We start from the raw sequence: 13,537 nt of genomic DNA, 5'->3' as shown, positions 1-13,537 counted from the left end.
TTGTTCAGCGTGAAAAGTTCCTTCGCTTCCTGTAAATCCTTGTACTATTATTTTTGAATTTTTATTAACTAAAACGCTCATGTTTGTGTTTGTTTATTGTGTTTATTTTATTGGTGTTGCAAAAGTAGAAAATAGTAATTAGTAATTAGTGATTAGTAATTAGTTTTTTCGGGTTTTACAACTGACTCATTTGATAACCTCTGTAAAGCTTATTGTTTTTTAATTCCCAAATAACCATGAAATGTGCCAAGAGCATTTCTTCTCTTGGGTTTTCCATAGTTTTTACATAATGAGAATAACGAACAGAAACGGTATTTCCTTCTTCCAGAATATGTGTAATTCTGGCTTTAGAACGAACATACGCTTTACCAAATTCTGTAGTTAAATCAATTATATCCTGATGCTTAAGTTTCAAAAAACCTTTAGAACTGTGCCATTCCAAAACTACATCTGCATGTAAAAGTTTGGAAACTGTTTCGTTTTCTAATAACGCATCTGATTTGTAAAATTCCTGAACGATTTCTTTAGCGCTCATGTTTATTTAAGTTTGTTTAAAATTTCCGGTATTCTTTTAACGTTGGCTAATTGCTTCAGTTTTTCTCTTGATTCTTCTATTGGTGTTCCAAAATAACTCTTTCCGCCTTCAACAGATTTAGTTACTCCGGTTTGTCCCATGATAACCGCTTTAGTTCCAATTGTGATTCCGCTAGTGGTTCCAACTTGTCCCCACATGGTTACTTCGTCTTCAATGATTACACAACCTGCGATTCCTGTTTGCGAAGCAATTAAACATTTTTTTCCAATAACGGTGTCGTGTCCAACATGCACCTGATTATCGATTTTTGTCCCGGCACCTATTGTTGTATCTCCGGTAACGCCTTTATCAATAGTGCACAACGCTCCTATTCCAACATTATCTTCAATAACAACTCTTCCACCAGAAATCAGTTGATCGAAGCCTTCAGCGCGTTTTTTATAATAAAAAGCATCAGCACCAAGGATGGTTCCTGAATGGATGATTACATTATCACCAATCACCGTATTGTCATAGACAATCACATTCGCGTGAAGCAGACAGTTTTTTCCAATCGAAACATTATGACCGATAAAACAATTTGGTTGTATTACTGAATTTTCTCCAATGGTAGCCGATTCTGAAATGCTCGCATTAGCCGCCACAAATGGACGAAAATATTTGGTAAGCGTATTAAAATCTCTAAAAGGATCATCCGAAATCAACAACGCTTTCCCTTTTGGGCAATCAACTTCTTTGTTGATTAAAACAATAGTTGCTGCCGATTCCAATGCTTTATCATAATATTTTGGATGGTCAACAAAAACAATATCTCCAGGTGTCACCACATGAATTTCGTTCATGCCTTCCACAGCAAAATCATCTGCACCAACATATTGGCTTCCGATGATGGCTGCAATTTCTTTTAAAGTATGTGTTTTTGAAAATTTCAAAACTATTCTTTTACTCTTTCCATATAAGAACCAGTAGCAGTATCAATTTTGATTTTGTCACCTTCATTGATAAACAACGGAACATTTACAGAAGCTCCAGTTTCTACTTTCGCAGGTTTTGTAGCATTTGTAGCTGTATTTCCTTTTACGCCTGGTTCGGCATAAGTAACTTCCAAAACGATTGAAGCTGGCATATCTACAGAAAGTGGCAAATCAGTTTCGGTATTTATCTGAACCATTACTACTGTTCCTTCTTTTAACAAGTCTGGAGCATCAAGAACTTTTTTATCCAAAGTAATTTGTTCGTAAGAATCCGTATTCATAAAATGAAACTGATCTCCTTCGGCATATAAATACTGGAAGTTTTGGGTTTCGACACGCACTTCTTCAATTTTGTGTCCGGCCGAAAATGTATTATCCAATACTTTTCCGTTAGTTAAGCTTCTAAGTTTAGTTCTTACGAAAGCCGGGCCTTTTCCAGGTTTAACGTGAAGGAATTCAATGATTTTATAAATATCGTGATTGAACTTGATGCATAATCCGTTTCTAATATCTGATGTAGATGCCATTTTGATGTGTATTTGTTAATTTGGTTATTCGTTTAATCTGAACTTGTTTCAGATTTTTTTCTAATGTATACTTTTTTAATTAAGCTCCAGAGTATCCTTTCATGATTCCTCTTGATGAGTTTCTGATAAAATCCAAAATCTCATCACGTTCCGGTGAAGCCGACATTTCAGCTTCGATAATACCAACAGCTTGCGATGTATTATAATTTTTTTGGTACAGAATTCTATAAATATCCTGTATTTCTCTAATCTTGTCTGAAGTAAACCCTCTTCTTCTTAATCCAACTGAATTAATTCCAACATAAGAAAGTGGTTCTTTCGCTGCTTTTGTATAAGGCGGAACATCTTTACGAACTAACGAACCTCCGGAAATCATAGCGTGATCACCAATTTGGATAAACTGATGAATCGCAGCCAAACCGCCAACGATGGCAAAATTTCCAACGGTTACGTGCCCGGCCAAAGCTACTCCGTTTACAATAATGGCATTATCACCAATATGACAATCGTGAGCAATGTGCGCTGTTGCCATGATAAGACAGTTATTTCCAATCTTGGTTTGGCCAGAAGCGATTGTACCACGATTAATCGTAACGCACTCTCTAATAGTTACGTTATCACCAATTACTGCAAGTGATTCTTCTCCGCCGAATTTTAAATCCTGAGGAACAGCAGAAATTACTGCACCTGGAAATATATTACAATTCTTCCCGATTCGTGCGCCTTCCATGATGGTTACATTAGAACCAATCCAGGTTCCATCACCAATAACTACATTATTGTGAATGGTTGTAAAAGGTTCTATTACTACATTTTTGGCAATCTTTGCTCCTGGATGTACGTATGCTAACGGTTGATTCATAAGTTATCGTTTAATTAATTCTGGCAATTTGCGCCATCAATTCAGCTTCTGCTACTAATTTTCCATTAGCGTAAGCACTTGCCTGCATATGACAAATTCCTCTACGGATAGGTGAAATCAAATCACATTTGAATACCAAAGTATCGCCTGGCAATACTTTGTGTTTGAACTTCACATTGTCAATTTTCATGAAGTATGTTAAATAGTTTTCAGGATCAGGAACAGAACTTAGAATTAATATTCCACCCGTTTGTGCCATAGCTTCAACAATGATTACACCGGGCATAACTGGCGCTCCGGGAAAATGTCCTACGAAGAAAGTTTCGTTCATAGTTACATTTTTCAAACCAACCACATGACTGTCTGACATTTCAATGATTCTGTCGATAAACAAAAATGGCGGTCTGTGCGGAAGAATACTCATGATTTTATGAATATCCATTAATGGCTCAAGGTTTAAATTATAAACCGGCACCTGATTTTTCTGTTCTATTTTAATCATCTTAGACAATTTCTTAGCAAACTGCGTGTTTACAAAATGTCCGGGTTTGTTGGCAATTACTTTTCCTTTGATACGAGTTCCTACCAAAGCTAAATCACCAATTACATCCAACAATTTATGACGCGCCGCTTCGTTTGGATAATGTAAAGTCAGGTTGTCAAGAATACCATTTGGCTTAACCGAAATAGAATCTTTACCAAAAGCAACTTTTAGGTTTTCGATAGTCTTTGGTGAAATTTCTTTATCAACATAAACGATAGCATTGTTTAAATCGCCACCTTTAATCAGTCCGCTATCTAAAAGTGTTTCCAATTCGTGAAGGAAACTAAATGTACGTGCATCAGCAATTTCAGTCTTAAATTCTGAAATGTTTTTCATCGTAGCATTTTGTGTACCTAAAACTTTAGTACCAAAATCAACCATAGTTGTCACCTGATATTCGTCAGATGGCATCAAAAGAATTTCGCTTCCCGTAGCTTCATCAGTAAAAGAAATTACTTCTTTCACAACATAATAATGACGTTCTGCCTCTTGTTCAACAACTCCGGCTTTCTCGATAGCTTCCACAAAAAACTTAGAAGAACCATCCATAATTGGTGGCTCAGATTCGTTTAATTCTATAATTACGTTATCAACATCGCAACCTACAAAAGCTGCAAGAACGTGCTCTGAAGTCTGGATTTTAACGCCTAATTTTTCAAGGTTTGTGCCACGTTGTGTATTTACTACATAATTGGCATCGGCTTCAATAACAGGACAACCTTCAAGATCTACTCTGACAAAGGTAAAACCATTGTTCACAGGCGCAGGCTTGAAAGTCATTTTTACTTCTTTTCCCGTATGAAGTCCAACACCAGTAAGTGAAATTTCGTTCTGGATGGTTTTTTGTTTAACCATTGGTAAGCTATTTAATTAGTATTATTTTTTTTCAATTCTTCTATATCGGCGACAATCTTTGGCAAATTTCTAAAATGAACATACGACTTACTGTAATCAGCATATCCAAAAGATGGACTGCCCTGCAATATTTCACCATCAGGAACATTTTTTCCAACACCCGACTGTGCCTGAACACGAACGTTATTCCCAATTGTAATATGGCCTGCAATTCCAACTTGTCCACCAATCAGGCAATTGCTGCCAATTTTAGTTGAGCCTGCAATTCCCGTTTGTGCTGCAATAACAGTGTTCTCTCCTATTTCAACATTATGCGCAACCTGAATATGATTGTCTAATTTTACTCCTTTTCTAATGAATGTTGTTCCCAAAGTAGCTCTGTCAATAGTAGTGTTTGCTCCTATTTCAACATCATCTTCAATGATTACATTTCCGATTTGGGGAATTTTGCTAAAGGTTCCATCTTCTGTTGGTGCGAAACCAAAGCCATCTGAACCTACAACGCATCCTGAATGAAAATTGCAATTGTTGCCAATTTCAGTTTCAGAATATATTTTTACACCTGCAAAAAAAATACAGTTATCGCCAATGGTGACGTTATCACCAATAAAGCAGTTAGGATATATTTTTACGTTGTTGCCAATAGTTACATTTTTTCCAATATAACTAAAGCTTCCCAAATAAAGATGTTCCCCATAAGTCACATTCTCTGAAATCACTGATGGTTGTTCAATACCTGATTTCATTAGCTTGACCTGATTGTAATATTCTAACAATTTTGAAAAAGCCTGATAAGCATCTTCCACTTTAATCAAAGTAGTCGTAAGCTCATTTTCTGCAATAAAATCATTATTAACAATGGTAATAGTCGCTGCTGTAGTGTATATGAAATTAACGTACTTTGGGTTGGCTAAAAACGTTAGCGAACCTTCAGTGCCTTCTTCAATTTTAGCTAATTTAAAGACAATCGCATCAGGGTTACCTACCACTTTGCCTTCAAGAATTCCCGCTATTTGAGATGCTGTAAATTTCATTGCCACAAAAGTATAAAAAAATCGATTTTAATAGTTGTTTTCATCAAGTAGTTTTGGAAAACATATAAAATACTTGGTTACGGGTTTTGACAAAGCTTTTAAATTCAATTGATCGGAAGCTTCAACAACATCTTCAATGGATTTATCTTTTTTCAAAATCCTAATTGGTTCTGCGTCTTTACTGTAAGCCTGATTTTTAATCTTTCCTTTAAAGATAAAGTATTTGGCTTCCTGCTCAGTAATATTATTCTGCTTTGCAAATCGAGTTGTCATTTCCTCCAGCACTTCTTTTGGAAATTTTTCGCTGTTGAGTTTTATTTTTGATAAGTCTCTGTTGATAATCATTTTGCTCAAACTACTCAGGATAAAATCATCATGATGCTGCCAGTTTTTTAATGCGCTAACAATATCAAAATCATCCAATTGCGCAAAGCTATCTAAATTACTATTGGAGAAATTTTCAAGAGTTACTTTGTTCTCCATAAAATGTTTTAGCGGTTTGCTGCATTCAATATCAATACCTTTATGAAGCAACTCTTTGGCTCTTTTTAGTGCATTGGTCAAAGTAAGTTCCGCGACCAAACTTGTTTTGTGCAAATAGGCTTGCCAGTACATTAAACGTCTTGCCATTAGGAATTTTTCGATAGAATAAATCCCTTTTTCTTCCATGACTAAAACATCATCAGTCACGTTCAACATCTGAATTAGTCGGTCAGAATTGATATTTCCTTCGGCAACACCGGAATAAAAACTGTCACGTTTTAAATAATCCATTCTATCCATATCCAATTGACTTGAAATCAACTGAAGCATGAATTTTCTATGATATTCTCCTTTAAAAATCTGGATTGCCAAACTTAACTGACCATTAAATTCTTCGTTAAGTTTCTTCATGAACAATAGTGAAATCTCTTCATGATGCACTTCCACAATGCTGTGTTCCAAAGTATGTGAAAATGGTCCATGACCAATATCGTGCAAAAGTATCGCAATGTATAAGGCGTTTTCTTCTTCTTTAGAAATCGAAACTTCCTTTGAACGCAGTACTTCAACCGCTCTTTGCATCATATGCATTGCGCCAATCGCATGATGAAAACGTGTGTGATGCGCACCGGGATAAACCAAATAAGACAATCCCATTTGAGTTATGCGACGCAAACGCTGAAAATAGGGATGCTGAATTAAATCATAAATCAACGTATTCGGAATGGTTATAAAACCATAAATCGGATCGTTGAATATTTTAAGTTTGTTAGTATTGCTCACAAATTTGTTGGTTTGAGTAAAGATATAAATTTATACCAAAGCTTTGAAGTAGTTAAGCAATAGTTTGTCATTCTCGCGGGTTGGAGTGAAAATTTCAAGTATCATTGGTTTGTCGTTTTGCTTATACAATTTTGACAAACCTTTTTTAAGTGACGCTTCATCGCTTGCGGTTTCATAATCAAATAAATACATCTTGGCTAAATGCTCAGCTGTTAAGCAATGTGATGTTTCAAAATAAGTGTTGAAGGTTTCCGTTTCCTGATGTCCGGGCAGGATTCTAAAAATTCCGCCTCCGCCATTATTTATCAAAATGATTTTAAAATCCTTCGGAATATAATTGTTCCAAAGTGCATTGCTGTCATAAATAAAACCTACATCGCCTGTGATCAAAACTGTTGGTTTTTTGCCTCCGACTGCAGCACCAATAGCCGTTGAAGTGCTACCATCGATACCACTTGTGCCTCTGTTACAAAACACTTCTATTGATTTATCGATATCAAATAACTGCGCATAGCGTATAGCAGAACTGTTGCTGATTTGCAATTGGATTTCGGTTGGCAAACTTGATAATATACTTTCAAAAGCTTTTAAATCACAAAAAGGAATTTTGGAAAGATAATCCGCATGCTTCACTTTTCGTTTTGACTGAATGTTTTGAAAAGTTGTTTTATAATCGCTTTCAATATTTTTTACAAAAGGTAAAAGTTGTTTAAAAAACTGATTTGGGCTTACCTGAAAATGTTTGGTCAGCATGCCAAATGTGTCATAAGCGCGATGCTCATCAATATGCCAGTGGTGTTTTGGTTTGTATTTTCTGAGGAATGCCTTCACCCTTTTCGAAACAATCATTCCGCCAAATGTGATTAGAATTCTCGGTTGAAGTTCTAAAAATTCAGAAGGAGAAAAAGGTGTGATTAACGTATCGATGTTATTGATAAAACCTGGATGATCCAAATTAGAAGTAGTTTCAGTCATCACAACTACCGATGGAATTGATGCTAATTGTTCCAGCCACTTTTGTTCGATTGAATTCGGGGCGCATTCGCCAACCAAAATCAATATTTTTTTGCTGTGATTCCATAACGTAGAAAAAGCAATAATATCATCAACATCAACCAATCTGTGAGTTATAAGCAAACCTGTCACATTAAAATCTACCGAAAGTTTATTGGTGGTTTCGTATAATGGTTCCTCAAACGGAACGTTGATATGCACTGGTCCTTTTCGGGCAATGGCAACATTAATAGCTTCGTTGATAAATACATCGTTTTCTTCGGAAGCTTCTTCGGTTAAATTCGCATTAAATAACGAATGATTTATAAAAACATTTTCCTGACGAATGGTTTGCCCATCGCCAATATCGATTTTATCAAAAGGCCTATCGGCCGAAATAACAATAAATGGAATCTGACTATAAAAAGCTTCGGCTAAAGCCGGATAATAATTCAGCAATGCCGAACCTGAAGTACAAACTACCGCAACCGGTTTTTTGATTTGCTGTGCTATTCCCAAAGCAAAAAAAGCAGCACAACGCTCATCTGCAATACTATAGCAAGTAAACTTTGGATTATTGGTAAATCCTATTGTAAGCGGTGCATTCCTGGAACCTGGGGAAATAATAATATCATGAACTCCTTTGGCATGGCATATTTCGATAATGCTTTGCGCTAAAGGTATTTTAGGATAAATCATCGTAATTTTTTAATGGAAACAAAGATACAAATTGTATAGGTTTTACAATACTGTTATTTGTTTTCTTACTTTTACAATTACTTTTTTGCTTATGGAAATCAAAATCAGACCTTATCAAACTCAGGATGCTGAAACCATCGTCGGCATTCTCAATTATTATATTGCAAACTCAACAGCATTGTATGATTATGAATTGCGGACATTAGAACAGCAGCAATCAATTTTTGAAGAAAAACTATTCAAAGGATTTCCTGTAATTGTTGTAACGATTGATGAGCGGATTGTTGGTTTTGGATATTATAGTGAATTCCGTTTTCGCGAAGCGTATAAGTTTACGGTCGAGCATTCAGTTTATGTTGCACCAAATGAACATGGAAATGGCATTGGAAAAGTGATACTGCAAAACCTAATTGATTTAGCCAAAAAGCAAAAACTCCATACAATGATTGGAGTCATTGATGCTGAAAATGAAAACAGTATTGCTTTTCACGAGCAGTTTGGTTTTGCTACAGTAGGGATTATAAGGGAAAGCGGCTTCAAATTTGACCGATGGCTGCACAGTGTGATTATGCAATTGATATTGGAATAAAACTAGATTATTTCAATCCCGTTTTCTTCCAGTATTGCTAAAAGATAACTACTTTGATCAGGATTGTATTTTTCGATTCCACTTTGATACCATTTAGAAATAACATCAATTTGGAAAGCGGTATAATCGTCATCATTTATACTGATTCCAAGCATTCCGGCCAAAAGAAAATCTTCTAAAACTTTATTGGTGACGATTAGTTTAGGAATGCCATAGGCAACTTTACCATTCATACGTTCGTAATCTAATCTTCCTTGATTAAACCCAAAAACGTAAGCGTCATTTTGATTTTCTTCTATATTTAAATAAGGATTTAAACCCTTTGAAAAACCTTGTAAATAATCTTGTCTGTATACTGGGCTGAATATATTCTTCATAAGTAGAAGTATTGTGGTATTGAAATTCAAATCAAACTTATCAAGAATAATTTAGTAACTATCTAAAAATCGTTTAAAGTAAAAAAAACTCTTTAAATCACAACATACGTGACATTAGTCGATATTATTAAAGCAAAAAACCCGATGAAATTCATCAGGCTTTTTTTATTAAAATAACTTTTAGTTATTATTTTCCATTAATCCAACCTACGATAGCAGCATCAGTTGGCAATACTCTTGGAGATAAAACTTTTACTAATTCTCCTTTTTCATTGATTAAATATTTTTGGAAGTTCCATTCAACTTCGCTATCCTGTAATCCGTTTTTGTTTTTTTGGGTTAAGAACTGATATACTTTATCCATGTCATTTCCTTTAACAGATATTTTACTCATCATTGGAAAAGTAACTCCGTAATTCATTTCACAGAATTTGGCAATTTGCTCATTACTTCCCGGTTCCTGTGATCCAAAATTATTGGCTGGGAAACCAACTATAACAAAATTAAGGTCTTTGTACTTTTTGTAAATAGCTTCCAAATCTTTGTATTGTGGTGTTAATCCACATTCTGAAGCCGTGTTAACAACTAATATTTTCTTTCCTTTTAGCGAGGCAAAGTCAAACTCCTTACCATACAAATCCTTAACTTTAAATTGATAGATTGTCTCTGCTGAAATAGCTGCCTGTGTTTCCATTGTTTTATTATTTGTTTTATTATTCTGTGCCTGATTTTGACAACTCCATAGCAGCAGTATGCTGCAGGTTAATAGTAGATACTTTCTCATAGCTTTATTTTTGATAAAATTAGACAATATTTCTATAGCTTGTGTTATACAATTCCTAAAGTTTTATTAACATTAAAAAAGCTCAGTGATATAAATACCACCGAGCTTCAAACAAACGTAATAGAAAAGTAATTTGAAAATTAAATTCCTATCACAACCTAACCAAAAAACCAATTTCATAGCAGTCTTTCCAATTTCATATACGGAAGTAAAAGAAATTTGGTTTTCATTTTTTAACAATTTTTATATCAGTCGAAATACCACTATTGAGACTTAGTTTTAAAGGTTTTAACAATAACAAAAAACCTTTATTATGATAATTACGTATTTTTTTGTTGGTTGCAGTATTAAGTAACTAATAGATTTGATTTTCAATAAAAACCATGAAATTAAAGCAACGAATTTCAATTACTATTTATAACCATAAAAAATAATACTATAGATTAAAATTCTATACTTTAGCAACACATAAAAAGACATCATGCAAATTTTAAAATCAACCATAATTGTACTTTCATCATTATTATTTATTCAATGTAAAAATGTAGATACCCCTATTGTTTCTAAAACATATATTGATAGTTTACTAACAAATTATGGAACTCCAAAGGCAATTACTATAAATCAGGAAAATCTGGAGTTTTGGAAAAATAGAATTCAAAAAAATGGTTTTGATATTGTTAACGAACCAAAGTACGCTTCAACCTTAGTTGGAAGATTTAATTTATTGGGGGATTTTAACGATGTAAAAACAGCTGATAGTATATTAATTAATGTTGAAAAAAACTTTAATAATAAGGAAGCTGGTATTTTTTTATTCCTTGCATCTAATTCGATTTTACAACACCATTTTAAAAAGGCAAATGAGTATTTACAAAAAGCAAAATCTCTTGGAATAAGAAAATCGGAAGAATATACTATTACTTTTGACGTTGATTTTGAATTAGGAAATATTAAAAATGCTACCGAAAATTTAGAGAAACTGAAGCTAGAAGGTGGTTTTGGTTATCAATTCAGAAAATCAAAACTTGCTCATTATAATGGAGATTTCGAACAGTCTATAGCTTCTATGAAGCGAGCTACTGAAATGGTCGTTAATGATGCTGCCTCAAGGAATATTTCCCTATCAAATGGTGCTGATTTATATACTCATGTAGGAGAGTTAGATAATGCTTATTCTGATTATAAAGAAAGTATAAAATTAAATAGTGCCGATTTACATAGTATAATGGGAATTGGTTGGATTGCTTTACAGCATGATAATAATGATGCTTTAGCCGAAAAAATATTCAAATTTGTTCAAACCAAAACTAAATCTCCTGAACCACTTTACAAATTAATTTTAGTAGCGCAACACAAAAAAGATTTAGTAGCCGAAAAAAAGTATGCTAAACAATACGAAAGTATTGTAACGGACAGCATTTATGGTTCAATGTACACTAAATATTTGATTCAACTTTATACGCAAATACTCAATAATCCTGCAAAGGCAGAAATTTTATCTAAAGCGGAACTTACAAACAGAGCAACACCACAAACCTATTCTTGGTATGCTTATTCCCTGTTTGCTAATAACAAAATTGAAGAGGCAAATGCTATTTATAAAAAATATATTTCAGGTAAACCGCTTGAGGCCTTAGAATTATATTATATGGGAAAACTTATGGAAGCCAATAAAAAAGGGTACAATGCCGAAGAATTCTACAAGGCTGCTAATGAAAATTACTACGATTTAAGTCCAAGTATTGCTCGCGATTTAAAATCTAAATTGAATGAATAATTTCTAAGTAAAAAATATTCTTTCAATTGTCCAATAGGTTGCAATAATAAATATAATGGATGACAACGGAATAACAATATACTTTCGGTAATAGGGTTTATCTCCAAAAAACTTTGCTAATAAAAAGTAAGCCAATACAATTATTGTAATTTGTCCTAACTCTACTCCTACGTTAAACATCAATAGTGAAGTTAAAAATGATTTTTCCGGCAATCCTAAATTACTTAAGACACTTGCAAATCCCATTCCGTGAATTAATCCAAAAAGAAAAACAATTCCAATTCGTGATGGTTTTAAATTTGGCGAAATAATATTCTCCATTGCGACATACATGATCGACAGCGCAATAATTGGTTCAACAATAGCACTTGGTGGATTAATAACCTGATACATTGACAAGCCTAAAGTTACAGTATGTGCAACAGTAAATGCTGTGGCCTGCAGTAAAACCGGTTTAAGTTTTGGGTTTAATAAAAACAAACTCAACACAAACAAGATGTGATCAATACCTAGTGGAATAATATGTTGAAACCCTAATTTTATATAAAGAAAAATAGTGTCTTTAGGAGACATATCTTCTAAATCTACAACTGCAACATGAGCATGAGCTGTATGATAAACTCCAGAAAATAAAAAAATACAGCATAAAAATTTTATTTTATGATTAGTAAGTAATCTGTTTTTCATTTTTTAGAAGAGTTATTTTAGTAAAGATAATAAACCAATCAAAGAGCTCATAGTTATTTCCGCAATTGCTTTCATAATGTGATGTTTGTAGGTTAGGTTTTAGATAAAAAAAAAGAGCACAATAAAATTATTGTGCTCTTCACTATTTTAATACATTTTACCAAGCAGCTGCTAAGTAAGGAAATGAAGTTAAAAATGGTTTGTCATTACTATCGACATTATCTGAAGTTAAACCTGGATTATCACCGCCAGTTGGACCACCAAAAATTAATAAAAGCTCAACGTCAATTACGTCATCTGCTAATGCTCTTCCAGACAATGTATGAGCTGGGACACCATCAAAAAAAGTGGTAGTTCCGCTAGTCTTTACATTTAATACATCTGTTGATAATAAGCCTGTTAATTGTGAGGCTGTTTGTCCTAATGCATTTGTTGTATAACCAGCGTTTAAGGCTAATAATCTTGCTTGAAATGTTGCTTGATATGCAGCACCCATTTGTGATGGAATAGTACCATTAAAGGCATCTTTAGGTGCTCCCGCTGCTACAAATACTGTGTTAATAGCAGGTCGCGCCATTTGATCTTTTTGCACATATGTTCCTGAATAATCCGGAGAATTGGAATCATTGCTACAGTTAACTGAAAGCATAGATATTACTAATACTACAGCTACAATTATATATTTATTTGTTTTCATCTTTTTATATTAATTTAATTATTGTTTTCTTTTTGTTTCTCCCCACACATTAATAGAGGCTGCTGAACCTAATGAAGTTTTTGGAACTTCAATAACTACAGAAAGTACGTTTGTTCCAGCAAATGAGTCAGTACCAACTGGACTAAAAGCAGAAGCAGTTCCTGCTAAAATTGCTTGGAATCGACCTAAATCAAAAAAGAATGGATCATCTCTTGATCCTGCAAAAAACTTATATCCATTTTGAGTAGAAATAATTGGAGCTGCACCATACGAAGAAATTTTCACACTCCCAATTTCAGCATCAGTTTTGATTGTACTTGTAGTTCCTGTGGTT

13 protein-coding genes and 1 pseudogene are annotated in these 13,537 nt (G+C 33.9%); 2 read left to right on the top strand and 12 right to left on the bottom strand.

What is annotated here, in order from left to right; all coding sequences use genetic code 11:
- Window positions 1-175: 175 nt before the first annotated feature.
- From ABIQ27_RS11360 to menD, 8 genes are all read right to left on the bottom strand, one after another.
- Window positions 176-535, bottom strand: coding sequence for a nuclear transport factor 2 family protein (locus ABIQ27_RS11360; protein ID WP_348034016.1), 360 nt, complete (start codon window positions 533-535; stop codon window positions 176-178).
- 2 nt (window positions 536-537) lie between these two features.
- Window positions 538-1,467, bottom strand: coding sequence for a UDP-3-O-(3-hydroxymyristoyl)glucosamine N-acyltransferase (locus ABIQ27_RS11355; protein WP_348034015.1), 930 nt, complete (start codon window positions 1,465-1,467; stop codon window positions 538-540).
- A gap of 2 nt (window positions 1,468-1,469) precedes the next feature.
- Complete coding sequence (efp, locus tag ABIQ27_RS11350; protein ID WP_293890376.1) at window positions 1,470-2,036, bottom strand: elongation factor P; 567 nt, start codon at window positions 2,034-2,036, stop codon at window positions 1,470-1,472.
- Between the two features lie 79 nt (window positions 2,037-2,115).
- A complete protein-coding gene (gene lpxA, locus ABIQ27_RS11345) occupies window positions 2,116-2,898 on the bottom strand; it encodes an acyl-ACP--UDP-N-acetylglucosamine O-acyltransferase (RefSeq protein WP_348034014.1) in 783 nt (260 codons plus the stop codon).
- 10 nt (window positions 2,899-2,908) lie between these two features.
- A complete protein-coding gene (locus ABIQ27_RS11340) occupies window positions 2,909-4,297 on the bottom strand; it encodes a bifunctional UDP-3-O-[3-hydroxymyristoyl] N-acetylglucosamine deacetylase/3-hydroxyacyl-ACP dehydratase (protein WP_348034013.1) in 1,389 nt (462 codons plus the stop codon).
- A gap of 11 nt (window positions 4,298-4,308) precedes the next feature.
- Window positions 4,309-5,331: a UDP-3-O-(3-hydroxymyristoyl)glucosamine N-acyltransferase gene (gene lpxD, locus ABIQ27_RS11335; RefSeq protein ID WP_348034012.1), complete on the bottom strand. Its 1,023-nt coding sequence runs from the start codon at window positions 5,329-5,331 to the stop codon at window positions 4,309-4,311.
- Between the two features lie 27 nt (window positions 5,332-5,358).
- Complete coding sequence (locus ABIQ27_RS11330; RefSeq protein WP_348034011.1) at window positions 5,359-6,597, bottom strand: HD domain-containing protein; 1,239 nt, start codon at window positions 6,595-6,597, stop codon at window positions 5,359-5,361.
- Between the two features lie 30 nt (window positions 6,598-6,627).
- The gene (menD, locus tag ABIQ27_RS11325; RefSeq protein WP_348034010.1) at window positions 6,628-8,289 is read right to left on the bottom strand and encodes a 2-succinyl-5-enolpyruvyl-6-hydroxy-3-cyclohexene-1-carboxylic-acid synthase; all 1,662 of its coding nucleotides are present in this window, start codon (window positions 8,287-8,289) and stop codon (window positions 6,628-6,630) included.
- 91 nt (window positions 8,290-8,380) lie between these two features.
- Here menD and ABIQ27_RS11320 point away from each other — a divergent pair, with 91 nt between their 5' ends.
- Window positions 8,381-8,878: an N-acetyltransferase family protein gene (locus ABIQ27_RS11320; RefSeq protein ID WP_348034009.1), complete on the top strand. Its 498-nt coding sequence runs from the start codon at window positions 8,381-8,383 to the stop codon at window positions 8,876-8,878.
- A gap of 2 nt (window positions 8,879-8,880) precedes the next feature.
- Here the strand turns inward: ABIQ27_RS11320 and ABIQ27_RS11315 are convergent, their stop codons facing one another.
- The gene (locus ABIQ27_RS11315; protein WP_348034008.1) at window positions 8,881-9,255 is read right to left on the bottom strand and encodes a hypothetical protein; all 375 of its coding nucleotides are present in this window, start codon (window positions 9,253-9,255) and stop codon (window positions 8,881-8,883) included.
- A 187-nt stretch (window positions 9,256-9,442) separates the two neighbouring features.
- On the bottom strand, window positions 9,443-10,039 hold the full coding sequence (locus tag ABIQ27_RS11310; protein WP_348034007.1) for a glutathione peroxidase: 597 nt from the start codon (window positions 10,037-10,039) through the stop codon (window positions 9,443-9,445).
- 481 nt (window positions 10,040-10,520) lie between these two features.
- Between ABIQ27_RS11310 and ABIQ27_RS11305 the strand changes: the two genes are divergently transcribed.
- Window positions 10,521-11,819, top strand: coding sequence for a hypothetical protein (locus tag ABIQ27_RS11305; RefSeq protein ID WP_348034006.1), 1,299 nt, complete (start codon window positions 10,521-10,523; stop codon window positions 11,817-11,819).
- 3 nt (window positions 11,820-11,822) lie between these two features.
- On the opposite strand, the gene ABIQ27_RS11300 is transcribed toward ABIQ27_RS11305, so the two are convergent.
- The gene (locus ABIQ27_RS11300; RefSeq protein ID WP_348034005.1) at window positions 11,823-12,506 is read right to left on the bottom strand and encodes a HupE/UreJ family protein; all 684 of its coding nucleotides are present in this window, start codon (window positions 12,504-12,506) and stop codon (window positions 11,823-11,825) included.
- 157 nt (window positions 12,507-12,663) lie between these two features.
- A pseudogene (locus ABIQ27_RS11295) lies at window positions 12,664-13,515 on the bottom strand (DUF4331 family protein).
- Between the last annotated feature and the right edge of the window lie 22 nt (window positions 13,516-13,537).

It is taken from the genome of Flavobacterium sp., from assembly GCF_039916025.1.
Taxonomy (GTDB): Bacteria; Bacteroidota; Bacteroidia; order Flavobacteriales; family Flavobacteriaceae; genus Flavobacterium.
Note: the sequence above shows the minus strand (reverse complement) of the source record. Positions and strands in the feature narration are given on the sequence as shown.

Excerpts from the sequence above, each read along its gene's own strand:
- ABIQ27_RS11315 (WP_348034008.1), bottom strand. The coding sequence starts at position 9,255 with ATGAAGAATATATTCAGCCCAGTATACAGACAAGATTATTTACAAGGT.
- ABIQ27_RS11360 (WP_348034016.1), bottom strand. The coding sequence starts at position 535 with ATGAGCGCTAAAGAAATCGTTCAGGAATTTTACAAATCAGATGCGTTA.
- ABIQ27_RS11340 (WP_348034013.1), bottom strand. The coding sequence starts at position 4,297 with ATGGTTAAACAAAAAACCATCCAGAACGAAATTTCACTTACTGGTGTT.
- lpxA (WP_348034014.1), bottom strand. The coding sequence starts at position 2,898 with ATGAATCAACCGTTAGCATACGTACATCCAGGAGCAAAGATTGCCAAA.
- menD (WP_348034010.1), bottom strand. The coding sequence starts at position 8,289 with ATGATTTATCCTAAAATACCTTTAGCGCAAAGCATTATCGAAATATGC.
- ABIQ27_RS11320 (WP_348034009.1), top strand. The coding sequence starts at position 8,381 with ATGGAAATCAAAATCAGACCTTATCAAACTCAGGATGCTGAAACCATC.
- efp (WP_293890376.1), bottom strand. The coding sequence starts at position 2,036 with ATGGCATCTACATCAGATATTAGAAACGGATTATGCATCAAGTTCAAT.
- lpxD (WP_348034012.1), bottom strand. The coding sequence starts at position 5,331 with ATGAAATTTACAGCATCTCAAATAGCGGGAATTCTTGAAGGCAAAGTG.
- ABIQ27_RS11305 (WP_348034006.1), top strand. The coding sequence starts at position 10,521 with ATGCAAATTTTAAAATCAACCATAATTGTACTTTCATCATTATTATTT.
- ABIQ27_RS11300 (WP_348034005.1), bottom strand. The coding sequence starts at position 12,506 with ATGAAAAACAGATTACTTACTAATCATAAAATAAAATTTTTATGCTGT.
- ABIQ27_RS11310 (WP_348034007.1), bottom strand. The coding sequence starts at position 10,039 with ATGAGAAAGTATCTACTATTAACCTGCAGCATACTGCTGCTATGGAGT.